This is a genomic window from Paraglaciecola sp. G1-13 (assembly GCF_055809255.1).
The window spans coordinates 569,059-594,789 of record NZ_CM147903.1; the positions used below are offsets into that span (position 1 = coordinate 569,059).

The window sequence follows — 25,731 nt, forward strand, 5'->3', positions numbered from 1 at the left end:
TATTGAATAAGGCGTATCAGAAAGTGCCGCGTAAACCGATACGGAATTGACGTCCAGTTTTGAATAGAGCAACGGTTCTGTTTGTCGTTATGCCGCTGTCATCAAAAACATTGCCTTCGTCCAACACCACTTCTTGAGAATTCAAATTGGTCGCATCAACCGTACCTGAGGCGGTGTAAAAATTACGTCTGGTTTCGTCGGTCAAGTTCAACGCATTGAAGGTCACAGTAAAATTTTTGTTGATGGCGTAGCTGCCGCTGAAATCAAGACGAGAGCTCGCTTCTTGCCATATTGCCCCACCATTGTTCCTTGAAACCGCTTGCACATCGGTATAGCGATTGGCCAAGCGCAGTTGGATGCCGTCCTTTTCCCAGTAAATGGTCATGTTGGCAGAATGTTTCGGCGTAAACGGCTGTGGTAGTGGGCGCAAGAAACGACCTGTTGAGCCAATTTCTTGTGCTTCTGATTCTGAGTCTTGGTAGGTGTAATTAACGCTTATCCCGAGAGCAGATAATACCCCTGGTAACATGGTGTAGTTTTGAGTGTAACCTAACTCAATGCCTTTAATCGTGGCGCCGTCACCATTAGTTACAGTGGCAACATTGACCACATCGCACTCAATCGTCCACTTATCGAAAAAGCCAGCGGCGTAGCGCAATGGATGACAATTATCTTCGTCACCAGGGGTGCGATTGGGATCAAAATCGAGTAGTAGGTCAGCACTTTCTAAATCGATCTGATCGCGTACATCTTTATAATGGAACGGCGTGATAATGGTTTCTTCAAAATCTTGCATATCTTTGTAAAACAGTGCCGCGGATAACAAGCCTGATTCATTGAAATACCACTCGTAAGAGAAGTCGAGGTTAGTCGAGGTTAGGTTTTTCAACTGGGTATTGCCTGCGCGTCCGTTACCGGTTCCGAATTGTTGCTCGCGAATACTGTTACCCGGATTTAACGAATCGAAGCTTGGCCGAGTCATGGTTTTTGTTGCTGCAAAACGTAATATTGTCTCTTCGTTCAACGCATAGTTAAGGGACAAGCTAGGCAGCCAAGCCTCGTTAGTACCTGAGTCCGACACCGGTGCTTCCCGTTGTTGCACTTCTTGCCCAGTGCCATTAGGCCCAGTGAAGGCGGTGCTTCTGTCTAGGAATGGCCAAATCAAACCGTTTGAATTAAATCTTGCCCATTCAGATGCGCTGGTGGGGACAAGGTTGCCGTTTTGGTCGTAAATTTGTGCTGGCAGTTCATTACTGGTAACGATATTTCCTGAACCATCTACGAAAAGTATACGGTTAACATCCGGGCCAACTTGGCCATCTGCGCCAGGGATCAGGAACTGCCCAGTGGCTGTATCGTAAGGAATGGTGGCTTGGTTATTAAAGTTGTAGCCATGTGTCACTGCAAACGCCCAACAGTTTCTCAACTGGTCGTCATTCTCTGGTGTAAAACGTGTATCGTTGTTGCTGATGACGGCTTCAGGACAGGCGGGATTACTCATATTAGCCAGCCCGCGCGTAACGATTAGATCGTATGGGTCCAGCATTTGCGGGGCGCGAATATAATTGATACTACCAAGACCTGACGCGTCCGATTCGTCACGAACGTAGCGCACGCCAATATTACCTGTAAGCTTACCATCGAAAAACTCGAAGTTAGTTTTAACGTAGGCTGCCATCGTTTCGGTTGCAATTTCTCGGCTACCGGCACGTGAACGGTTAACCCCAAGTTCACCAGCATTTTTACCGCCGACAAGTTCTAAGGCTTTTTCTGCATCCAACAATGGCCATCCACCAAATAACGCGTTGCTGCGATTCGCCTGCAAGTCTTCGCCAAAGTTATCATAAGGGAATGCTTCGCCACTGATGATGTCGGCAACACGAATGGTCGCCAGGCCTCTGACTTCAAATGGTGCGGATGGGTCATCAACATCGATGAGATCTTCGCCATTGGTGATACGGGTGTTCTCAATATTCACATCCCGTGAGCGGTCAGCCCATTTGGCACCAAATTCAACGGATCTCACATGTTCGTAATCCAGCACCCAATCAAAGTTTAAGAATACGGACTTGTTGGTGTCAGTCAGCTTGTTTTTACGAAATAACAACTGACCTAAATGATTGTGTTCTAAATCGAAAGGGTTAAAGCGACTAGTTACCGACGTCACAGAGCCGTCGAAGGCATCAAATTGCGCCAGTGTTGATCCACTAAAATAATCACAGTCTGCTGTCGAGCCTGTTGAGCAGTCGTAACCTACAAGCTCAAGTATGTCGTCCGGCTGGGCTTCTACAGCATTTCTTCCGGCGGTTCCCCATTGAGCTGTTCCGATTGAAAGGAATCTATTTTCTTCATCATCATCAGGTGTTTCATCAACGGTCTGAGAATATCCGGCCACTATGTTCATAGTGAGGTTATCCGTAAGATGACGAGTCAAATCCAATGTGCTGACCTTTGTTTCGATTTCACGCAAACCTGTTGTGCGGTTTGTGGTACCGCCAATCGAGCGACTCGTTGAGCGTTCTAGGGTATTGGTGCGAAGATCAACCACATTGAGCGCGGTATTATCATCATCTGGGTGGATCAACACTAACGGAGAAATATTCATATTTACGCTATGGTTATCTTGTAGGATATCTTGTTTGGTGTATGTCACATCCCATTGAATATCCGTTTTTTCGTCAGGGCGGTACTGCACCCCCGTTGACAGTGAAAAACGTTCTCGCTTATCCGTATTAAGACCAAAATTGACTGAGTCTCTTGCCAATACGAAAAGGTCGCCTTCAACCAGCTGTTGCGTTGTTGGGTCATAATCAACCAAGCTCTCAATAGGGTTGACTAACGCTTGTCCGCTATCATCTCGTAATACGTTTCCTTGATCGTCGCGTTGATAACCCAATACGCGAATAGGCTGACCTGTAGCTAAATCGGTTGCGGTACGCCCACCGTCATTTAAGTCATTTATTGGAATTGCACCAGTTTCAAAGTCCGTTGAAATTCTGTCCTGCCGCGTGTTTTGAACGTCTCTGGAGGCAGTAATGATAAATCCCAATTTTTCATCGAAGTACTTGTCAGCGAAGCTACCGTTAATTCTGAAATCGTTGTCGTCAGCGAACTCGTTATAACGCCCTTCAATGGTGAATGAACGTCTGGGCTTTTTCAGGTTTAATGGTCTGACGGTTCGAAGTACGATGTTTGCACCAAGGGAGCCCTCATCTTGATCGGCGGCCGCAGTTTTTACCACGTCAATTGAGGACAAAATATCTGATGAGAAAGAACTTAAATCAACACTGTTGTTATTGGTTGCATTGTTGTTGGAACCGTCATTGCTAATGCCGCCAGTTAACGCCACACCGTTGATAGAAATCTGGTTTAGTGATGGGCCAGCACCGCGTACTGAAATACGTGTTCCTTCGCCAGCCTCTTCTTGTACTGTGACACCAGTCACGCGGGATAACGCGTCCGCAATGTTTTGGTCGGTAGATTTACCCACATCTTCTGCGTGAATTGAGTCACTGACAGTGTCAGAGAATCGCTTAGCATTCATTGATTTCATCAAACTGCTACGAAAACCCGTCACATCAATGACTTCTATATCTTCTTCTGAAGCGAGTTTTGACTGGACAGGCTCTGCTGGTGGTTGCTCGGACTCTTGAGCGACAGCATGTGTGCTCAGAAAAGTTGTCATAACCGCCAGTGATAAAGCGTTTAATCTAAAATGTGTTCTCATGATATTTCCCGCGTTCTTTTTAAATATTTACATGCGTGTTTAAAAGGAAAGTGTGTGCGTTGCCTTCTAAATTGAACATTTCATCTGCGCAATCATGTGTCGTGTACTTGCGTCATTAGGTGCAGTGTTCATTCGTTAACGCATGCTACTTTCAGCGCGTTTTGTAACTCAAACATATGGAGTGATGTTTCAATGACTGAGCCTCTGCCATCCACGCCAACTTCAAACTATTTGATACAAGCAGTTACAAATCTCATACAAATATAAACATATGATGTTTGCATCCGCAATATGTTTTTTAACTTTTACGTAACATTAGTTCAGACGTTCGAGGTTTATCAATCCCTAAGTTCTCTATGGTGAGCACTAAAATAAGAACTTATATCAATGGGATAAGGAATGAATAGGTCGAAGTTATTCGTTTTTAGCTAAGGGATGAATCATCTAGTTAGCTAGCAACATTCCATGCTAAAAATTTCTTTGTACTAGCATTAGGAGCTTAAAAAGTGGGAACAATCACGACATAACACGTCCTTGTTGAATAGGAGTGTCCTGCAACTGTAATGCTTGAATCACTGCTCAGGGAAATAAAACCTAGCAGCAAGCGCCAGCATAAGACGTTTAATCATTCTGCTACAACTTGATTAGAAAATGCTGTGGGGAATTTGGCGAAGCGTTTGGGTGAAAATGTGAATAAGAAGTAGCTTGAGTTGAGTGAATTCATTTGCTTTACCACTGTTTCAACAATTTACAAATGCGCAACAAAAGATATTGCAAGTGCAAACATCATATGTTTAGATTGCTGGGAAGACATAGACGACGGTAGATGTTCTTCGGCTAGGTTAATGAGATGAGTCGCAGTCATTAAACGCTATCTTCTGAGATTTTGCGCGACATTAGATGCATATAAGGCATTTAGATGATCTGCTAGGACGACATATTAAGGCGAAAGATAATGAACCCGGATTCTTACACTAGGTTACCGATTATCACTCGAGTGCAGCATCACCGCTTGCCAGGCTCAGTGACAAATGACAGAGCCGATTTTTCAGCGACAGCAACACGCTTCTTCCCAGAGTAACGACAGAACACTGACCTTGTTCATCCATTACTTAGCAATTAAGCGCATTAGGTAGAAGGTTAGTTATTAGCAATTTCAGAGTAAGGAAAACATAATGAAGTTAACGTTTTTTATCGCGGGCATGGCAACTGCCTTGTTTTGTCACAGTAGCTTAGCTGCCAATGAACCAGAGCAAGAAACTGTGCAAACCAAACAACCAAACGTATTGGTTCTTATGTTTGACGACATGCGTTTTGATACATTCTCGTATCGTGGCGGGCCAGTTCCTACCCCTAACATTGATGCTCTTGCCAACGATGGCACCCGCTTTGATAATGCCATGACAACCACTGGCTTGTGTTCACCTTCACGTGCTGCGTTGTTTACAGGGCGTTGGGGACATAAAACCGGCCTAGATGACAACGTAGGTTTGTACCATTCTCATGTGGATGAACTAAGTGAAGAAGAAGGAGGCGTGATACGCCGTGCTGCAGACACCGGATACCACGTAGGATATGTGGGCAAGTGGCACCTTGGCCCCCAAGGCCCAGCGCTACGAGGTGCTGATTTTATGTGGGGCAAAGAACATTCTCAGGCCCGTCATTCTCGCCCCTACGTGCCTTATGAAAAACAAGCCAAAATGGCGCAATACAATCGCGGCGAGCGGGACGAAAATGGCGAGAAGCACGAATATTACCAAACCTTGCCTGGTACATACGAAACAAGCCATACCGCTGAAAACGTGCATATGGGGCAAAAAATGCTACGTGAAGCGGCCAAAATGGATGAACCATTCTTTGGCGTCATCAGCTTCGAACAGCCGCATCCTCCTTATCGAGTGCCAGAGCCATACGCCAGTATGTTCGATCCGAAAACAGTTAAATTACCCGCTAATCACGCTGTGAAACGTCAGTTTAAGCCGATGGCCCAAGATGAAGATTGGTGGCCTTGGCATGATGTGAGCCATATGACGGATATGGATTGGCGCAAGTCACGCACCTTTTATTACGGTGCCATTGCCATGATCGACCATGCGGTTGGGGATATCATCAAAACGGCCAAAGACGTGGGCATGTACGATGACTTAACGATTATCGTGCTAGGCGATCAGGGAAGCATGTTGGGAGAGCATAATCTGTACGATAAAGGCCCTTATGCTTACGACGAATTGATGCGCATGCCTTTAATCATTCGCGCGCCAAATGTAGAGCCTAGAATTGTTAACAAGCAAGTTTCAATGCTCGACATTGCGCCGACAATTAGCGAAATGATGTCACTGGAGCCTGACGGAGACGTGGACGGCAGAAGTTTGGTTAATCTGATGGAGCAAGGCGACATTGCTGATAAAGGCAGAGTCGATCAAGCGTTATATGCTTACGAATGGTACAACGGTGGCTGGTTTGGCATTCGCGCTTTGCGTACCCCAGAGATGAAATTCGTTTGGAACCCAGGTGATAACCGTGACGAACTGTACGATCTGAAAAATGATCCCATCGAAGTCAACAACCTCATCAAAGACAAAAAATACACTAAGCAGCTACGCCATATGGTGCAACTGATGGAAGACGAGCTCGTGCGTATCAAAGACCCATCAATAGAGAAGTTCCGCTATCAAGTCGCGGGCTATCGAAGCAAAGAGGGCACAAGCCAAGCCTATAACGTTGACTAATTTTGATTGAATGAGCTCAGCCCATTTCAAGAACAGGTTGGGCCGTATAGATAAGTTTTGTGTAAGGACAACAGAATGACCTTTAATAAAAAAGTGAGCTCACTGCTTTGGGGTACTCTCATTGCTATATCAGTTGGCAATGCAAGCGCCGCTGATGCTGGGCAAAGTAAAGCAGATGAATCAAACGAAAAACCTAATATTCTTTTCGTGTTAGCGGATGATTTAGGCTACAACGATGTGGGGTTTAACGGCTCTACCGACATTAAAACCCCGAATCTGGACGGACTGGCCAAAAACGGTATGACCTTTGATGCCGCATATGTTGCTCATCCTTTTTGTGGACCAAGCCGCGCCGCTATTATGACCGGACGTTACCCGCATAAAATAGGTGCCCAATTTAATTTGCCCGAAGACAATTCCAATGTTGGGGTGTCAGCTGATGAACCTTTCATTGCACAAACTATGAAAAGTGCCGGCTATTTCACTGGCGCCATGGGGAAGTGGCATTTGGGTGAAGCCCCTGAATATCACCCTAACAAACACGGGTTTGATGAATTTTATGGCTTTTTAGGCGGCGGGCATAACTACTTTCCTGAGCAATTTGAAGCGGCTTACAATAAACGTGTTGCCCAAGGCATGACCAATATAAACATGTACCTCACGCCCCTTGAGCACAACGGCAAAGAAGTGAGAGAAACCGAGTACATTACTGACGGTTTAAGCCGCGAAGCAGTCAACTTCGTGGATAAAGCAGCAGCTAAGAAAAAGCCGTTCTTCTTGTACCTTGCCTATAACGCCCCTCATGTGCCACTGCAAGCCAAAGAAGAAGACATGGCTATGTTCAGCCAAATCAAAGACAAAAAGCGCCGCACCTATGCAGGTATGGTGTATGCGGTAGACAGAGGCGTGGGCCGAATTGTCGAGCAGCTTAAAAAGAACGGGCAATATGACAATACGGTTATCGTTTTTATGAGTGATAACGGGGGCAAGTTAGGTCAAGGCGCTAACAATTACCCGCTCAAAGAAGGTAAGGGCAGTGTACAAGAAGGTGGCTTTAGAACACCTATGTTGGTGCACTGGCCAAAACATATGAAAGCGGGCAGCCGTTTTTCTCACCCTGTTCTGGCGTTAGACTTATACCCAACATTTGCAGGGCTAGGCAGTGCAGTAGTACCAGAGGATAAAAAGCTCGATGGCAAAGACATCTGGGCTGATATTCAAGCGAATACCGCGCCTCACAAAGATGAGTTTATTTACGTTCTTCGTCATCGCAATGGATACAGCGACGCCGCAGCTAGGCGTAACCAGTTCAAAGCGGTCAAAAATCATAACGATGACTGGAAGTTGTACAACATTGCCCAAGACATCTCAGAAGATAATGACATTAGCGCTCAGCACCCTGACATCTTGCGTGACATGGTGTCGTCTATGGAATCTTGGTCATGGAACAACCAACAACCTAAGTGGTTTCATCAGTCCGCTGAAGGTGCCCAGTGGCGTTTAAAAGCCATGCCACGTTTCGACCAAACGTTTCAGGTTGGAGACAACACACGCAGCAATAGCAAAAAAGGGCATTAATCCTTAATCAACTAGGCAGTGCTTGAATGCAGCTCAAGCACCGCCTAAATCTCCCTTTACCCTTTTGGTCATACTGCGGCGATCCTTCGCAGTGCGGCATTCTCAAAGACAAGCTTCTTGCAGGATAAATACGAGGTCTAACATCAAATGAAAACTAATTTTTCAGGCTACGCTATTGCCACTTTAAGCGTTTTGGTTAGCGCAATAGTAGGTTGTCAAACTGCCACACAGACACCTTCAGAATTAACGCCGAACAAATCAAATTCAAACATTGCCGTAACAAGCGTAAAGCACGCCGGTCAACAGTCGCACTTTGTGAGCGCTGATAATGCTATTTCCCTTGAGGATATGAATAGGCGCAAATGGGATAACCCGGTTATCGCTGATTTAGACCAAGATGGCTATGACGATTTACTGCTGACCGACCATGGTTACAGCATCAAGTTATATTGGAACAATAAAGGCGTTTTCGGCAAAGGATATGATCTTATCGTGGGCGATATGCATGGAATTGGCGTAGGAGACTTCGATAAAGATGGTGTCATGGATGTGCTTATTTCCCGAGGTGGCGGCTCAGGGGCTAATGCTCGAAACGCTAAGTTATTTCATATAAGCCGAGATCGTACCATCACAGAAGGTGAGCAGTTTTCACCACCACTACGCAACATGCGTGGCCGCACCAGCAAGTTTTTTGATGCAGACAATGATGGCGATCTTGATTTGGCGCTACTAGGGTTTCCCTCTATGTATACTGGCCCAAAAGGTGAAAACTACCTATATCGCAATGATGGCGACGGTAAAATGATTCAAGTGGGAAATTTACCTCGCACCCACCGGGACGGGCAAAAAATGCTGATCACCGACTTTAATCAAGATCAGTTTAATGACATTTTGCTATACGGCAATGGTGCGATTAAGGCACTGCAAGGAAACGGCAAATTTGGTTTTAAAGATGTGACGCAGAGTGTTCTTGGCAGAGACATTACTGATGTAACCGGCATAGCGCAGATTGATTTTGACAATGACGGAGATTTTGACTTGTACCTCACCCGAGGTAGAGGCCTGAACGCAGGGGATACCTTTTACGACCCACAAACATCGACACTGGCGTTTTATACTAAACGGGGGAAATTTCAATTAGATGATTTACTTATTGGTGAAGTACTTGAAATAGAAAATCTGCAAACATCTTATCCAGATCAAGACGTTTTTATCGGTGAAAGTGGTTACCCTTATCAATTCCCCGGGGAATTTCATGGGGGACAGAACATTCGTCTTGTGAGCAGCTTGGCGCTGGGCTGGCCAGACAAACCGACCAAGAAAGGCATTTATATTGGGTACATAGGCAATGATACATGGCGTATTGCTGGCACAACGAACCCGCCAACTACCGGCGTTATCAAAAACGTTAAACATTACACATCTAAGGATCTTGCTAATGGTCCTAACGATATACTCCTTGAAAACCAAAACGGCCATTTTGTTGATATAACCGATAAAGCAAATCTGCTAGATAACGTCAACAATACCGGGGTGGCCGTTGGTGATCTCGACAACAACGGTTTTGCGGATTTATTCGTGGTAACACGAGGCAATATGGCAACGGCTAACCAACAAAAAGTGCTTCTGAATCAAGGTGACAGTACGTTCAAAGCGGACCCCAATCATGGTGTTACTTCACCAGAACTAGGTGCAACAGGCTCTGGCGCCGATGTAATTGATTTTGATTTGGACGGCAAACTTGACTTGGTCTATGCCAACGAGCGCGGGAAATGGCATTTATTTCGCAATGCAAGTGAAGCCGGAAACTTTGTAAAAATAGCCGTGGCAGAGTCAGCCAAAGCCCGGGCCTCAGCTCGAAATGCGATGGTTAGAGTAACCGCTTGTGGCAGAACACAAACTCAGCACTTTGGTGCTACTGCAGCGCCTTACACTCAATCACTACCCAACAGCGTTCACTTTGGTATTGGTGACTGTAATCAAGTGGATAAAATCGATGTACGTTGGAGTAATGGTGAACAAGACAGCGCCGAGCTCGTGAAGTCAGCGCAGATTTACACTTTCCCTCTTAGAACTGATAAGCCTTAGGTATAGGCTCTATAACCTAAGATCCAAACAAACAGAAACATGAAAGCGCCTGAATTATGGGGCGCTGGTGGTGTTAATGTCGTCGTTTTTTAGCAAAGCAGACACATTTATTTATTCAAACAATTTAAATAAATAATTACTTGAAATGCAAACATCATATGTTTATATTTAATCTATGAATGAAATGACTTTTTATGATTTAAAGCAAGCCGGAACGATATCTCATAGCATGTCTGTGCAGGTTGCTCGTGAGCTTGGTAGACGTATTGTTGCTGGTAAATTTGAACCGGGCACTTTGATTGACGATGAAAACGCATTATCAGAACGCTATCAGGTCAGTAGAGTAGTGGTTCGGGATGCGGTGAAAATACTGGTCAGCAAAGGCTTACTTGAAGTAAGGCGAGGCATAGGTACCAAGGTTAATTCTCGAAACCGCTGGTTAATGCTGGATGATGATGTTTTAGCATGGCACCTATCAGCGCCGCCAGCACCAGCCTTTTTAAAACAACTGATGGAAATTCGATTAGCATTTGAGCCCAAGGCTGCACGATGGGCGGCAGAGCGCGCGACGGATACCGACATAGCCAATATCGAAGCGGCATATCAAGACATGGTTAAATACGAGTATCAACAAGCTGATGAGCTGTCAGTCACTAAGTTCATCAAAGCCGATGCAATGTTTCACCGCGCCATACTCCTTGCCGCGCACAATGAATTTTTGCAAGACATTGAAGGTGTCATTTATTCGGCTTTATTGGTCAGTATTCGCGTCACCAATAAAGATCCCATCGAGAACGGCACATCTCTGCCTTTTCACTTCGAAGTTTTTCAAGCCATTGCTAACCGAGATGGTGCCAGGGCTGAACAATTAACCGACCGATTACTGCGTGATGCCAGCGAGCGGTTGCAACACACGGTTGACGAAAGCGTCGACTAAACACTAGCGCGAATGGCGCTTTTAAGATGACTTACCTTATTGGGGTTTACATTATGAAATCAGTTTTTCATCGCGTTGTAGCAGCGCTTTCTATCAGTGTGGCGTGCACTTCGTTAAGTTACGCCAAGCAACCGAATATCGTTTTTCTGTTTTCCGATGATGCAGGGTATGCCGACTTTGGTTTTCAAGGCAGCAAAACAATGAAAACACCCAATTTGGATCAGCTTGCTAGCGAAGGCGTTAGATTTACCCAAGGTTATGTGTCGGACTCTACTTGCGGCCCATCTCGGGCGGGCATCATGACAGGGCGCTACCAGCAAAAATTCGGTTACGAAGAAATAAACGTGCCGGGTTATATGAGTGAGCACTCTGCTATAAAAGGGGCAGAAATGGGGATCCCGTTAGATGAAGTCACTATGGGTGACTACATGAAATCTCTTGGGTATCGCACGGCGTTCTACGGTAAATGGCACTTAGGTGGTACGGATGAATTGCACCCCATGCACCGTGGCTTCGACGAATTTTATGGCTTTCGCGGCGGCGATCGCAGCTACTGGGCCTATGAAGTCAATGCCCCTGAGCGCAAATCTGCCGTATTTACTGACAAAAAACTTGAACACGGTATTGATCAATTTCAAGAGCACGAAGGGTATTTGACCGATGTGTTAGCCGAGAAAGCCAATCAATTTATTGAAAAAGCGCCTGATAAACCGTTCTTTATTTTCTTATCATTTAACGCTGTTCACACACCAATGGAAGCCACGCTAGAAGATTTAGCGAAATTTCCTCAGTTAAAAGGCAAGCGCAAGGAAGTTGCAGCCATGACCCTCGCACTTGATAGAGCCAGCGGAGCGGTGCTAAACAAACTCAAAGAGCTAGGTTTAGAAGATGACACTCTTGTGGTGTTCAGCAATGACAACGGCGGCCCAACGGATAAAAACGCCTCGTCTAATTACCCGTTGGCAGGTAGCAAATCTAACTTCTTGGAAGGGGGGATACGCGTGCCTTTTCTGGTTAAATGGCCTGCTAAGTTAGCTGCAGGAAAGGTGTACGATAAACCCGTTAGTACACTCGATTTATTACCTACATTCTTTAAAGCGGGTGGCGGTGAAGAGGTGATGTCTGAATTGGATGGCGTGGATTTGATGCCTTATATAACAGGCCAAAATAACAAGGCACCTCACGAGAGCATGTACTGGAAAAAAGAAACTCGCGCAGCTATTCGCCAAGGAGATTGGAAGTTATTACGCTTTCCAGACCGACCTGCAGAATTGTATAACCTAGCCAGTGACATTGGCGAGCAACATAACTTAGCCGCCCAAGAGCCTGAGCGTGTTAAGCAAATGTTCAAAGATTTCTTCAGCTGGGAAATGACACTAGAGCGCCCATTATGGCTGCTTAAGCGTCAGTTTGAGGAATACGATCTAAATCGTATGGACAAATACCGTGTACCAGAGCGTCTAGAATAAACGAGTCACAAAGTTGTTAGGGACAATGTTGACAGTTGCTACTGTCGGCATTTTTTTCTAACGGGCTAAAGGGCTAACAAGCTCAGGTAAAAGCCAACATGCTAAGGCAATTGGCAACAGAGCGCCAATACGGTGTAAACGTGTTAATTGTCATTTTGGCTACTCCCGTTTAGGTCTTGGGCTCAAGACTTATCAGCCTTAATCACTTCCCTGCGCTTTTTCTTTTCTTTGACGCTTCCTTTCGGCGCTTCGTCATTCGCGTTGCGCATTGCCTTATTTATATTTGTGTAAGTCAATTTTTCTCGTTTCACCTACCAAATATCAAATTTAGTTAACAATTTCGTTACGAATACATATTGTTAATTTAAACATCATATGTTTAAATGTGTTCATACTCTTTAATCCATTTCGTTATTCGCATTAAAGGACGGACATGACTCTTTCTAAAAAAATGTACATCAATGGCACCTTGCATAGCGGTCATGCATCGGTCTCTATTATCAACCCCGCTAACGATGAAGTCGTCGCCGAGGTTAGCGTTGCTGATGGTGCTCTTGCGCTAACGGCACTAGAAGCAGCAGATGCCGCTTACGACAGTTGGTCAAGCACGTCTATTAGCGAGCGCGTTGAATGGATGATGAAGTTAAAGGCTGCGCTAAAAGAAAACGAAACCCACCTACGGGAGTGTATTCACCTTGAAATGGGTAAGAGCTGGGCAAGTACCCAAGGCGACTTTGAAATGCTGTTAGACAGCTTGGACTTTTTCGCCAGCGACATTCAGAAGCAAGCGGCTGAAACATTAGAAGACAAAGAAGGCACTCATTCCCATGTGCTCGTGCGAGAGTCGGTTGGTGTGGTCGCGGCTTTTTTAGCATGGAATTTCCCGCTGTTAAATTTGGCCTATAAATTAGGGCCTGCGCTCGCCTCTGGTTGCCCAATCGTAGTCAAACCCTCTCTGAAGACCCCACTTTCTGCCCTCGCGGTTGGAGAAATTTGCCAGCAGATAGGCTTGCCCCCAGGTGTGGTGAATATTGTGTGCGGGCCTGACCAAGAAATTGGTGATGCGATTTCAACTTCGCCCATTCCGGCCTTACTCACCCTTATTGGCTCTACCGAAACAGGTAAGCATGTGATGCAGCAAGGGGCAACGTCGATAAAACGTTATTCCATGGAGTTAGGGGGTAACGCACCCGTTCTTATTTTTGACGATGCAGATCTAGATTTAGCCGCTGACATTGTGTGTGGATTGAAGTTTGAAAACGCAGGTCAAATTTGTGTCGCGCCGAATCGGGTTTTTGTGCACCGTGATGTGGCTGAAATATTCTATCAAAAAGTATTGGCTCGCACCCAAGCGGTAAAGGTTGGCTTCGACCGTAATGACGCTATTGATATGGGCCCGGTGATTGACCAGCAAGCATGGCAACGCATTGATGGCTTAGTCAACGATGCGGTGGCAAAAGGGGCTGAAGTGCTTATCGGCTCGGGCCGCCCTGAGCATTTACCTAAGGGCGCGTTTTATGCCCCTACCGTACTTAAAGATGTGACGCGAGATGCCAAAATCTTCCGCGAAGAAGTGTTTGGCCCGGTGATCAGTATATTGAGCTTTGATGACGAGGCTCAAGTCGTCAAAGACGCCAACGACACGGACGCAGGTTTATCATCCTTTATATTTACTGCAGACGAAGAGCGCGCACAGCGCATTGCCAAGCGTTTACGCTTTGGTGAGGTGCATGTTAATGGCGTTAAGTATGCCATTCACTTACCTCATTGCGGTGTTAAACAATCCGGCGTGGGCGTTGACTGCTCGCACCTTTCACTAGAAGAATATTTCACCGTTAAGCGCATCTCTACTGCGTTAGGCAAAGGACAAGCATAATGAAAATTACTCAAGTTATTAGCCACGTTTTACAGTACGACTTAGACGAAGAGTTGGGGTATTCCCAGCAATATTATTTTAAGCGCACGACGCACCTAGTCGAGATCCGCACGGATATTGGCGTGACAGGTTGGGGGGAGTGTTTTGGCGGCGGCAATATTGCGCTGGCCAATAAAACCATTGTCGAGAAAGTGATTCAGCCGATGATATTGGGCATGAATCCACTGGATCGCGAAGTGATCTGGCACAAAGCTTATAACTTGATGCGTGACCACGGCCAAAAAGGCATGCCTATTCAATCTTTGTCAGGCATTGATATCGCGTTGTGGGACATCGCAGGTAAAATTCATAATGTTCCTGTTTATCAATTGCTTGGTGGTGCCTTTAGAGAGAAAATTGGCGTTTACGGTTATGGCATGATGTTACAGCGTGTACCGGATTTAGAGCACAGATTTGAGCTTGAAAGCGCCGCTATTTTAGACAAAGGTTTCAAAGCCATGAAAATGAAGATTGGCCTTGGGGTGGAAAAAGACGTGCGCCTAGTAGAAGCCGTGCGTAAATCCATTGGGCCAGATGTGCCATTAATGGTCGATGCCAATCATGCTTACACAACACGTGAAGCAATACCTTTAGGGCGCGAATTAGAGCGTCTAGGCGTCGCTTGGTTTGAAGAGCCTGTTGCGCCAGAAGATTTACAAGGCTACCGCGATCTATGCGAGGCCCTTGATGTAAACATTGCCGGTGGTGAAGGGGAGTTCACTGTGTGGGGATTCCGAGATTTAATTAAGAATCGCTGCGTAGACATACTTCAACCAGAAGTGTGTGGCCTAGGCGGGATTACCCATTACCAGAAGGTACTGGCGATGGCTCAAGCCCATTTTGTGCCTGTTGTGAATCATGTTTGGGGGTCAGCTGTTGCGGTTGCCACTAATATGCATCTGTTGGCAGCATTGCCGGACTTCCCAGGAGCGGCACACCCAGTCCAACCTATGCTCGAATATGACACTACCCCTAATCGCTTCCGTGAGGAGTTATTGGTCGACTCATTAGAGATAAACGAACAAGTGAAACGCAATGATGGTTTTGTTGCATTGCCTAAAGGCCCTGGCCTTGGGATTGAGCCGAACCTCGATTTCATTAAAAAATACTCAGTAGGGTATTAACCCCAATGATTGACTTTAATCGAGCAGTCTTGATTTGCGTTGATTGGGGCAGCTCTAACTTACGCGCTTATCTTATCGATGGCATGGGTGAGGTATTAGCACGCCTGCAAAGCGATAAAGGAGTGTTGAATTTTAGCGCGGGGCAATACGGCCCTGAGTTGAGCACGTTATTACAGCCTTGGCTGTCGGAGAAACCAGTACCCGTTATGTTGGCGGGGATGGTTGGCAGTGCCCAAGGCTGGCAAGACGCGGGTTATGTAGCTTGTCCAGCCACGTTGGCTGACTTAGCTTCGAATTTACGCTCGGTAGCACGCCCGGTCTCAAAGCCTTTAGTCAACCCGGATTCAAGGGATGAACAGTTTCAGGCCTATATTGTGCCTGGCGTAAAAGGACTGTCCAATTTCGGCCAAGTCGACGTGATGCGCGGGGAAGAGGTGCAAATTTTTGGGGCGCTATGCGCAACTTATCCAAATGCCGTCCAAGCAACCCCACTTGTGTGTTTGCCGGGCACTCATTCTAAATGGGCGCAGGTTACGATGGCACCTATCGAGGCTAGCGGCCTTAGCAGTAATAGCATTGCGCACTCTCACATTACCCAGTTCAGTACTTATATGACAGGGGAATTGTTTGCGCTACTCAACACCCATAGTATTTTAGGCAAAATGTGTCAGCACGTTGCTAATCCTGAAAATACCAATAGCGGCGAGATGTTTGATGGTGAAGCCTTTGATGAAGGGGTAAAAACCGCCCGCGCACCAGGTTCGTTACTACACAAATTATTCAGCGCGCGCAGCAAAGTACTGAATAACGATTTGCTCGCCTCGGGTGTGCACAGTTATTTGTCAGGAATGCTGATTGGCACCGAAGTGTTTGACATGCTCAGTGTGTATCAACCCAATGATATCAATACTGCCGAAAATACTAATTCAGGGGGGCCTCATACTCAGATTATCCTTGTGGGAGCGCCCGCACTGAGCAAACTTTATAAGCGAGTAATTGCCAGCACATCCCTCAATGTACGCTGCGTTGATGCTGAAACTGCATCTTGCTTGGGCATGCTCAATATTGCCAAAGTCGCCGGTAAATTGTAGGCGGCGTCACTGCCGGGCACAAACTTATACACCCGACGGGCTAACAAAAATTTCAAAGGAAGCACAATGAGTTCAATGACATTACAAGCCGCCATGAATGCACTGCCACTGGTTGCTATTTTACGTGGGATCACCCCAGATGAAGTCATCCCAGTGGCCAGAGCATTGAAAGCTGAAGGGTTTAATATTATTGAGGTACCGCTCAATTCACCTCAACCCTTAGAAAGCATTAAGCGCTTAGTCGAGGTCTTTGGTGATGAGTTGATTATCGGTGCAGGCACGGTTTTAAGCTGCGCACAGGTTGACCAAGTTCAGGCTGTGGGTGGTCGCATTATTATTTCACCCAATGTTAACGCCGATGTAATACGCCACGCAAAAGCCAAAGGTTTGTATTGTGTGCCTGGTTTTTACACGGTATCAGAAGCGTTTAGCGCCATTGAGGCGGGGGCCGATGGGATAAAGCTCTTCCCGGCTGATACGCTAGGGGCTGCAGGCCTTAAAGGCATGATGGCTGTGTTACCTAAAGACGTACCTGTGTTACCTGTAGGCGGTGTATCAAATGAAACCATGAGTGGTTTTATTGACGTTGGCGCGGGTGGTTTTGGTTTGGGCTCAGGCTTGTATAAAGCCGGCATGACTGTGGAGCAAGTCACTGAAAATGCTCAAGGGTATGTACGTGCATGTCGCGTGGCGCAGGCCAAAACGAAGGGCAATTAAGGGATAAACTTCAACGTCTCTTACATTTCATCATAAAAATATCAGGTGAGTCAACGCACCGCGCTTATAGCCACTGTGCAGCTGTGATCGTATACGCATCGACTGACCACTAACCAAGTTGGAATTCAACATGAGCAACAGTGAAGTCGACAGGAATGTCACTAAGTTCGCGATCATCGCTGCTTTTGGCGGCTTTGTATTCGGTTTAGATGCTGCTAATATTTCGGGTGCGCTGCGTTTTGTAAACTCGCAATTCGAACTCAGCAGCATGCAAACGGGCACCGTGGTTGGGGTGGCTATTTTAGGCGTTATTTTAGCGCTTTTGTTCACCGGGTCTTTTTGCGACAGATTTGGTCGTCGTAAGGTCTTGCTTGCCATTGCTCTTACGTATTCTTTGTCTACTTTGCTCTCTGCATTTGCCACGAGTTACACCATGCTCGTGGTGGGGCGCTTCATTGGCGGTGTGGCGTTTGCCTCGATTACGGTGTCGGCCATGTATATTGGTGAAATTGCACCAGCGGACAAACGGGGCAAGTTTGTCTCTATCAACCAGCTATTGATCACACTAGGTAGCTTGATGGCCTTCTTGGCTAACTATTGCCTTGTTTTATCTATGGACTCTATCGCGTGGATTGACAACGAAAACGTATGGCGCTTGATGCTCGGTTTTGAGCTAGTACCAAACATCATCTGGTTTCTGCTCCTATTAACTGTGCCTCGCTCGCCTCGGTGGTTGGTCGCTAAAGGTCACTTGGAAGAAGCCCGCGAAGCGTTTGCAAAAATAGCCCATAAAGAGCAAATAGAAAGCTTAATTGTTGCCGTGCAAGATAGCCTGAACAAAGAGTCGAAAAACACACCGATTACTCAGTTAAAAACACTTTTCAGTAAGCGCTTTACACTCGTACTATGTGTGGCGTTTGGGTATGCCATTGTGCAGGGTGCAAGTGGCATGAATGCTGTGTTGTTTTATGCGCCTACGGTATTCGAGCAAATTGGCATGTCGGTGGAAGACACCTTTATGCAAACCGTTATTCTCGGTTTGGTAGCGGTTATTTTTACCTTAGTCGCCATTCGTTTTGTAGAAAAATGGGGGCGCCGGAATTTGACCCTCATCGGGTTGCTATTCATCAGTATTGCTCATACTTCTATCTGGTACGGATTTAAGTCCGCCCATTATGAGTTGAGCCAAGAGGCAATCGTAAAAATTCAGCAAAGCGACATTGACGTGACACTTCTGCAACCGCTAGTAGGTAAAACCTACGCCACGGACGTCGATCTTAAGCGGGAGTTAACCGGCATTTATAGTAAAAAGGACTTACCCTTGGTCAGTGGTGCGATTATTAACTCGACCATAAGCATCAATGCGTTCTTTGTTCTGTTTGGACTTTTTGCATTCTTAGCGGCATTTAATATGTCGATAGGGCCTGTTATGTGGGTGATATTTTCTGAAATTTTCCCGAACAACGTGCGCAGCGTGGCCTTACCTGTTGCAGCGTTCGTGCAGAGTATTTCAAGCTACGTAATACAGCAGTTTTTCCCTTGGCAGCTTGAGAATTTAGGTGCGGCGAATACCTTCTTAAACTACGGCATTATCGCGTTTATTGGCATGTTGGTTATGGCAAAAATACTGCCGGAAACTAAGGGCAAAAGCATTGAAGACATCGAACGTGATTTAGTCAAGGTGTGAGTGGATGACAAATGAACAGTCTCAGTCCATAGGAGCGTATGGTTAACAATTGACTTCGCAATAATTTACCCAGGCTGATGGGTAATGTGCTTTGTATCATGATGTAAGCGTGATACATTTATGGCATCACTTAACATATTATGTTTAGACAATTATCATGAGCGAACTCGTATATTACGATCTTAAGCGCACGGCGACCATGACACCGAGTATGCCGGTTCAAGTGGCACGTGAATTAGGCAGACGCATTGTTGCTGGCACTTATGAGCCAGGCACACTTATCGATGAAGAAAACACCTTAGCGAATCGTTACCAGGTCAGCCGAGTGGTTATTCGCGATGCAGTCAAAATATTAGTCGGCAAGGGCTTACTCGATGTACGCCGAGGGATTGGTACCCGCGTGCGCGCTCGGGATCAATGGTCCATGCTGGATGATGATGTGCTTGCATGGCACTTATCTGCACCACCTAACCCTTCTTTCTTAAAGCAGTTGATGGAAATCCGCTTAGCGTTTGAGCCTAAAGCCTCTCGCTGGGCAGCTGAGCGTGCAACAGATGAAGACATAGCTGAAATCGAAGCCGCTTGTGTCGCTATGGAGCAAGAAGAAGGCACGGTGGAGAACTTCATTATCGCTGATGCTGAGTTTCACCGCGCCGTTTTGAGAGCCGCCCACAACGAGTTTTTAAAAGCGATGGAGGGCGTCATTTACTCTGCTTTGTTAGTTAGTATTCGCTTAACCAACAAAGACCCAAGAGCAAATAAAACCTCAGTGCCATTTCACCGTGAAGTGTGTAACGCCATTGCCAGCCGTAATGCGAACTTGGCAGAAGAGCTAACTGCAAACCTGCTTAAAGATGCAGATCACCGTTTGCTTGATAAAGTCGCTAAGTACAAATAGTCTCGCAGCTAACATGACTCAGTAAGTAAGCGACAAATAATGAAACACCAGCTTAGGCTGGTGTTTTTGTTTATAAGAGGTTTATCGGCTGATTTTTACCCCAAAGATACACCACTATTTGATGCACCGAACTGGTCGTTACGGGGCAGCCTCTAAAGGCTTAAAAGAGCATATAACAGCCGTTCTAGCTTGATGGTTTTAAGCTTGGCATTTGGGGATTTGAGGAGCGCTTTACCAGCGATTAAAATTCTCATTATGATGCACATGTTAGCAATTAATTTGATTCAAATAGCCCCGAGAGGGTTTTTAAAGCGTCATTCTCTTCTATTTCCACAATTAGATTGTGACCAGAAATACCTGCAAATGAATAGAACCTTTTTGCAACTGCATCTTTGGGCGGAGTATCTGATGTAGTGGTATATTCAAAATAGCTGACCTGATTTGGTTGAAGTGAAACATCAAATTCCATCAAGTTGTGGGTCAGAAATGCATTTGGCTTTAAAACCACTTTATAATTACCTGGTTCAAGGTTGAGTCGAATAAAGCCTTTACCGCTTAAACACCCACGTTCAATATCATTTAAAAGCACCTTTAAACATACCGTTACACCATCATTATTATATGGTTTGTACAAATAAACCAGCGAAGCATTGTTCGCTATATCTGTATGTTTAATGAATTTAGAACCTTTCGCAATTGGCCCGGCACATGCGGCTAAAATCAAACTTAAAACGATTACTAAAACGCTATTCATACTTGATGTTTACCTTTAATTTCTAACGCCTATTACCGAGCATATCGTATATGTAACTTCTCGATTTGATTGTTGCTTTCGTCATTTTAAGTTCCTAGCTTCTGATTTTATTCCGTATTTTTTACTATCGTGCGAGTAAAACCACTCTGAGTTGCAAAAGCAAAAGCAAAAGCAAAAGCAAAAGCAAAAGCAAAAGCAAAACGAGGCCAGGGGCTGCGATAACCTGCATCGGTAATAATCAATGGGCAACACCCAGATGGCAGGATACTCGCTAACTCACGTAATAGGGTGTTGTGACTGATAGGAGAGTTGTATTCACCAAAGGAGAATACGCACTCATAAAGCGCAATAGAGCGATCTTGAACACCGACCGAAGGGCGTAACCTTAAATGCCTAAGTTGGTCCCGCACTTCAGACCTATCTACAAAGACAACAGGCATGGGGTTGGCACCGCAAAGCACACGAGCGTGCCAACGGTAGATATCGATCCGTTCGTTATGTAGGTTGCTATTACCAAGCAATCTGTGGATGCGTTTTTAATGTGATTTAGGGCCACAGAGCCTGAGATATTTCGTGCCAATTCAGTTAACGAGAGGTGTTGACCATCAAGCAGGGATAGGGTGGCAAACATCAAACAGGAAAGGTGTTTGGTATGTAGATTAGGCCATTGCTTTTTGAGCAAATCGTGTAAGATAGAAATATCACCATGCACGTCTATATTATTGTTTCTGCTAAAAATTATGAGGGGATTCATTAGGATGAGGCGTTATGTGTTTATCAATCTGGGAGTTCTATTTTGTTAATTGGTAAAGTTGCTGAAATTACAGGCGCTACTCGTAAAGCAATTCGTTATTATGAATCCATAGAATTAATACCCTCTCCAATAAGAAGTGGGACTTATCGTACTTATAGCGAACATGATGTAATGGTCATAAGCATGATTCGAAGAGCTCAATTCCTAGGGTTTAGTCTCAATGAATTGAAAGAGATTGTATCTAAAAAAATCACTGAAAAAAAACTTCCTATTCCACTTGTTTCTGCTCATATAGATGAAAAAGTAATCGAGTTAGAAAAAGAATCCGAAGCCTTACAATCTAAGATTAGAGAATTAAAAAAATTTAAAATCGATTTAATGACAAAGTTTTCTTGACCTTGCCCTTAGGGACAAGGGTTATATTTTATTTCTAAATTTATTACAAAGATAATTATAATGAAAAACTTAACTTTCAAGAACAAAACGGTACTAATCACTGGAGCATCTTCTGGTATTGGTAAAGAGTTCGCCCATCAACTTGCCAGCCAGAATGCAAACTTAATCATTACAGCCAGAACAAACAGTGTTCTTGTTGAGATAGCCAAAGAATTACAGTCTAAAAATTCGAGTATTTGGGTAAAAACAATAGATGTTGATCTTAGTGAACCTGATGGTGCCCAATTGCTATTTTCAAAAATTGACGACATGGGTTTAACAGTAGATTTTTTAATAAATAATGCCGGCTTTGGAAAGTTTTGTGAATTTTCAGACGAAACTTTTTCAAACTATCATAAAATGATGATGCTCAATATGCATGCCCTTGCCGAGCTTACTCATTTGTTTCTCCCGCATATGAAAAAGCTAGACAGTGGTGGTATTATTAATGTTGGCTCTACAGGATCTTTTCAACCATTACCTTATCAAGCAGTCTATGGCGCCTGTAAGGCTTTCGTATTGAACTTTTCAGAAGCTTTATCAGGTGAATTGTTAGGTACAAACATTCGAGTTATGGCCTTATGCCCTGGTGTAACCGAATCTAACTTTATGAAAAGAGCAAATGCAGATACATCAAAAATGAAGTTTTCATCAACAGAAAAAGTTGTAAACAATGCATTAAGTGCATATGGGAAAAACCGTGTATACGTAGTATCTGGATGCGTTAATTATTTAACATCATTAGTACCTCGCTTTGTTTCACGAAAAGCAGCAGTAATAACTGTTGCCAACATGTTTAAAAATAGTGTCTTAAACAATATCGCCCAGCGAAAAAACGCATAACAAGAGACTATAGCGTTAATAGCTAATTTATATCCTTCAGTATAAACAGTATAAAGACACCCATAATAAAAATGGTCAATTTTCAGGGCTGAACTAGACTTGGTTTGTGTCTCATTTTTATCAGGTCGATGGACTATGCCTCAACCTCGAAAAAGCCAAATTAGTTTAATCGATACGCCTTATTACCATTGTGTTTCCCGCTGCGTACGCCAGTCATTCTTGTGCGGAGTCGATGCGCATTCTGGCCAAAGTTACGAACATCGCCGAGGCTGGGTTGAAGAGCGTTTGTTGTTTTTATCTACGGTATATTCCATCGATATTTGTGCCTATGCAGTCATGAATAATCACACGCATGTGGTGCTATGTGTGGATAAAACAATGGCTGATAATTGGGATAGCTATGAAGTGTTGAGGCGTTATCATAAGCTGCACAGAGGCACTTTGCTGACTCAGAAATTCATGAACGGCGATACACTGAGCCAAGGAGAGCTAATCACCTTTGATGAAACCGTTGAAACCTATCGACAACGTTTATACGACATGAGCTGGTTTATGCGCGATTTGAATGAGTATATTGCTCGTGAAGCTAATAAAGAAGACGGCTGCACTGGCCGCTTCTGGGAGGGGCGTTTTAAATCTCAAGCACTGTTAGATGAGAGTGCCCTTCTGGCGTGCATGGCCTATGTAGATTTAAACCCCATTCGGGCAAAAATGGCAAAAACACCCGAAACGTCAAAGCACACCAGTATCAAAAAGCGTGCTCAGGCGGTTAAAAATAAACGAGAGCAACCCAGTGTTTTAATGCCGTTTGTAGGAAATCATCGTGAAAATATGCCTCGAGGTATCGCTTACTCACCCAAAGACTATTGTGAGCTCTTAGATATCACAGGAAACTGTATTCGTGATGGTAAGGCTGGTCATATTGATAACACTCACAGTCCTATTCTTCAAGGATTGGGATTAGACGCTGCTCAGTGGTTAACATTAACGACCGAGTTTGAAAGACACTTCTGCTACGCTGCAGGCGCGGAGCAAATGATGAATGCGTTTAAGCGCCATACCTACCATCAACGGCTGCGAGGAATGACCAAAGCAAAAGAGTTATTAAGGCGCGGCTAAATCATTCGAACAGTACATACCGTGCATATCTTTTAGGCTAGCCCCTTGCCTAAAAATTGAGCTTGCGCGCCACTTACTTACTCAATACTCAATATTCCAGAAAAATTCTCAATCACTAAACCCAAAAGTACTTTGACGCTCATTGAGGGGGATTTTTTCGTTCTAAGCAGGAGAGTTTTTTGCACGACTCTAAAGATGGGTGTCAATATAATTCATGAATGCGTCTAAGCGCCATACCTACCATCAACGGCTGCGAGGAATGACCAAAGCAAAAGAGTTATTAAGGCGCGCCTAACACATTACAACTAACACATATCATGCATATCTTGTAGCCTAATCCCTTGCCTAAAAATTGACCTTACGCGCCACTTACTTACTCAACACTCAATATTCCAGAAAATTCTCAATCACTAAACCCAAAAGTACTTTGACGCTCATTGAGGGGGATTTTTTCGTTCTAAGCAGGAGAGTTTTTTACACAACTCTAAAGATGGGTGTCTATATAATTCGGTGTCTATATAATTCACTACACATAACGCCGCGTTCTAACGAATCCCCTCATAATTATGAGCAGAAACAATAATATAGACACGCATAGCGCCATTTGATCTAATAAATTTCGCCAAAAACCAACTAGATAACAACACCATGCGTGATATTCATATCTTACACGATTTGCTTAAAAAACAATGCCCTAATCTACATGCCAAACGTCTTTCCTCTTTGATGGTTGCCACCCAATCTTTGCTAGATGGTCAGCAACTGTCGTTGACCGAATTAGGACGCAATATCTCAGGCTCCGTGGCCCCGAAACACAACATTAAACGCATCGACAGGCTGCTTGGTAATAACAACCTACATAATGAACGGCTCGACATCTATCGTTGGCACGCAAAGCTACTTTGCGGCGCTAACCCCATGCCGGTTGTTCTTGTGGATTGGTCTGATGTGCGTGAGCAGCTCAGGCATTTAACCTTACGTGCATCGGTCAGTGTTCAGGGGCGCTCTGTCACGCTTTATGAGCGCGTATTTTCATTCGGTGAATACAATTCACCTGTTAGTCATAATCCGTTTTTACGGGAGTTGGCGAGTATCCTGCCGTCGGGTTGTTGCCCGTTGATTGTGACCGATGCAGGCTATCGTAACCCTTGGTTTCGAGAAGTCGAAAAGCATGGATGGTTCTGGCTAGGCCGAGTGCGCGGAGATGTGGGATTTAAGCGTGATGGGCAAGCATCATGGCAAAGTAATAAGTCGTTTTACCCCAGTGCAAATTCTCGCGCCAAATACCTTGGCTGCGGTGAGTTGGGGCGTAAAAGCCCGCTTCATGCACACCTGCATTTGTACAAAGCAAAGGCCAAACATCGAAAGGATAAACGCTCTTCAAAGGCAGGTCGAAACCACACCGCCCAGCAAAGCTATCGTGCGGGTAGCAAAGAGCCTTGGCTACTCGCCACTAATCTTCCCGAGAACGATAAACTTAACTCAAAACAGCTGGTTTCCCTTTATGCAAGACGGATGCAAATAGAAGAAACCTTCCGTGATATTAAAAGCCCTCAATACGGAATGGGTCTTCGTCACAGCAACAGTCGCTGTACCAAACGATTCGACATATTACTGCTGATTGCGATGCTCGCAGAATGGCTATTACGGTTACTCGGTATCATCGCCGTGAAGCAAAACTGGGAAAGAGAGTTTCAAGCTAACACGACTCGACATCGGCGCGTGTTATCTATCATTAGACTAGGCAGAGAAGTCAGGAAAAGGGCAAAAGATTACAGGATGAACTCAGCCCAAATGACATGGGCTATCGCCCAATACATTACCTGGGTTCACAAAGAAGGAAGACCAATTCTATGAGGGGATCCC

The 25,731-nt window shown here is 45.0% G+C and carries 18 protein-coding genes and 1 pseudogene; 16 read left to right on the forward strand and 3 right to left on the reverse strand.

Annotated elements, in window-relative coordinates; genetic code table 11:
• Positions 1-16: 16 nt before the first annotated feature.
• On the reverse strand, positions 17-3,727 hold the full coding sequence (locus tag AC0L6N_RS02310; protein ID WP_473478529.1) for a TonB-dependent receptor: 3,711 nt from the start codon (positions 3,725-3,727) through the stop codon (positions 17-19).
• A 955-nt stretch (positions 3,728-4,682) separates the two neighbouring features.
• Here AC0L6N_RS02310 and AC0L6N_RS02315 point away from each other — a divergent pair.
• From AC0L6N_RS02315 to AC0L6N_RS02370, 12 genes are all read left to right on the forward strand, one after another.
• Positions 4,683-4,808, forward strand: a complete 126-nt coding sequence (locus tag AC0L6N_RS02315; protein WP_301547049.1) for a hypothetical protein — start codon at positions 4,683-4,685, stop codon at positions 4,806-4,808.
• Between the two features lie 94 nt (positions 4,809-4,902).
• Complete coding sequence (locus AC0L6N_RS02320; protein WP_473478531.1) at positions 4,903-6,456, forward strand: sulfatase-like hydrolase/transferase; 1,554 nt, start codon at positions 4,903-4,905, stop codon at positions 6,454-6,456.
• A 75-nt stretch (positions 6,457-6,531) separates the two neighbouring features.
• Positions 6,532-8,034 (forward strand): sulfatase-like hydrolase/transferase, encoded by a 1,503-nt coding sequence (locus AC0L6N_RS02325; protein ID WP_473478533.1) that lies wholly within the window; start codon positions 6,532-6,534, stop codon positions 8,032-8,034.
• Positions 8,035-8,181: 147 nt separating this feature from the next.
• A complete protein-coding gene (locus tag AC0L6N_RS02330; RefSeq protein ID WP_473478535.1) occupies positions 8,182-10,122 on the forward strand; it encodes a CRTAC1 family protein in 1,941 nt (646 codons plus the stop codon).
• Between the two features lie 175 nt (positions 10,123-10,297).
• Positions 10,298-11,059, forward strand: coding sequence for a FadR/GntR family transcriptional regulator (locus tag AC0L6N_RS02335; RefSeq protein ID WP_473478537.1), 762 nt, complete (start codon positions 10,298-10,300; stop codon positions 11,057-11,059).
• A 53-nt stretch (positions 11,060-11,112) separates the two neighbouring features.
• On the forward strand, positions 11,113-12,528 hold the full coding sequence (locus AC0L6N_RS02340) for a sulfatase (protein ID WP_473478540.1): 1,416 nt from the start codon (positions 11,113-11,115) through the stop codon (positions 12,526-12,528).
• Between the two features lie 433 nt (positions 12,529-12,961).
• Positions 12,962-14,404 (forward strand): NAD-dependent succinate-semialdehyde dehydrogenase, encoded by a 1,443-nt coding sequence (locus AC0L6N_RS02345; protein ID WP_473478542.1) that lies wholly within the window; start codon positions 12,962-12,964, stop codon positions 14,402-14,404.
• On the forward strand, positions 14,404-15,567 hold the full coding sequence (locus AC0L6N_RS02350) for a mandelate racemase/muconate lactonizing enzyme family protein (RefSeq protein ID WP_011573783.1): 1,164 nt from the start codon (positions 14,404-14,406) through the stop codon (positions 15,565-15,567). The genes AC0L6N_RS02345 and AC0L6N_RS02350 overlap by 1 nt, the downstream gene beginning before the upstream one ends.
• A 5-nt stretch (positions 15,568-15,572) precedes the next feature.
• Positions 15,573-16,658 (forward strand): 2-dehydro-3-deoxygalactonokinase, encoded by a 1,086-nt coding sequence (locus AC0L6N_RS02355; protein WP_473478544.1) that lies wholly within the window; start codon positions 15,573-15,575, stop codon positions 16,656-16,658.
• Positions 16,659-16,724: 66 nt separating this feature from the next.
• Positions 16,725-17,375 carry a 2-dehydro-3-deoxy-6-phosphogalactonate aldolase gene (locus AC0L6N_RS02360; RefSeq protein ID WP_473478546.1) on the forward strand — a complete coding sequence of 217 codons (651 nt, stop codon included), beginning with the start codon at positions 16,725-16,727 and terminating at the stop codon, positions 17,373-17,375.
• A gap of 130 nt (positions 17,376-17,505) precedes the next feature.
• Complete coding sequence (locus AC0L6N_RS02365) at positions 17,506-19,062, forward strand: MFS transporter (protein ID WP_473478549.1); 1,557 nt, start codon at positions 17,506-17,508, stop codon at positions 19,060-19,062.
• Between the two features lie 157 nt (positions 19,063-19,219).
• Positions 19,220-19,960 (forward strand): FadR/GntR family transcriptional regulator, encoded by a 741-nt coding sequence (locus tag AC0L6N_RS02370; protein ID WP_011573787.1) that lies wholly within the window; start codon positions 19,220-19,222, stop codon positions 19,958-19,960.
• Between the two features lie 274 nt (positions 19,961-20,234).
• Here the strand turns inward: AC0L6N_RS02370 and AC0L6N_RS02375 are convergent, their stop codons facing one another.
• Together AC0L6N_RS02375 and AC0L6N_RS02380 are read right to left on the reverse strand one after the other, a co-directional pair.
• On the reverse strand, positions 20,235-20,714 hold the full coding sequence (locus AC0L6N_RS02375) for a DUF2846 domain-containing protein (RefSeq protein WP_473478551.1): 480 nt from the start codon (positions 20,712-20,714) through the stop codon (positions 20,235-20,237).
• 200 nt (positions 20,715-20,914) lie between these two features.
• Positions 20,915-21,468, reverse strand: a pseudogene (locus AC0L6N_RS02380) (transposase family protein); the annotation flags it as partial.
• Positions 21,469-21,510: 42 nt separating this feature from the next.
• Here AC0L6N_RS02380 and AC0L6N_RS02385 point away from each other — a divergent pair.
• From AC0L6N_RS02385 to AC0L6N_RS02400, 4 genes are all read left to right on the forward strand, one after another.
• Entirely contained in the window at positions 21,511-21,864 is a 354-nt protein-coding gene (locus AC0L6N_RS02385) for a MerR family transcriptional regulator (protein WP_473478553.1), read from the forward strand.
• A gap of 60 nt (positions 21,865-21,924) precedes the next feature.
• Positions 21,925-22,746, forward strand: coding sequence for an SDR family NAD(P)-dependent oxidoreductase (locus tag AC0L6N_RS02390; RefSeq protein WP_473478555.1), 822 nt, complete (start codon positions 21,925-21,927; stop codon positions 22,744-22,746).
• Positions 22,747-22,881: 135 nt separating this feature from the next.
• On the forward strand, positions 22,882-23,865 hold the full coding sequence (locus AC0L6N_RS02395) for a transposase (RefSeq protein WP_473478557.1): 984 nt from the start codon (positions 22,882-22,884) through the stop codon (positions 23,863-23,865).
• A 648-nt stretch (positions 23,866-24,513) separates the two neighbouring features.
• The gene (locus AC0L6N_RS02400; RefSeq protein ID WP_473476437.1) at positions 24,514-25,722 is read left to right on the forward strand and encodes an IS4-like element ISPat1 family transposase; all 1,209 of its coding nucleotides are present in this window, start codon (positions 24,514-24,516) and stop codon (positions 25,720-25,722) included.
• Positions 25,723-25,731: the final 9 nt, after the last annotated feature.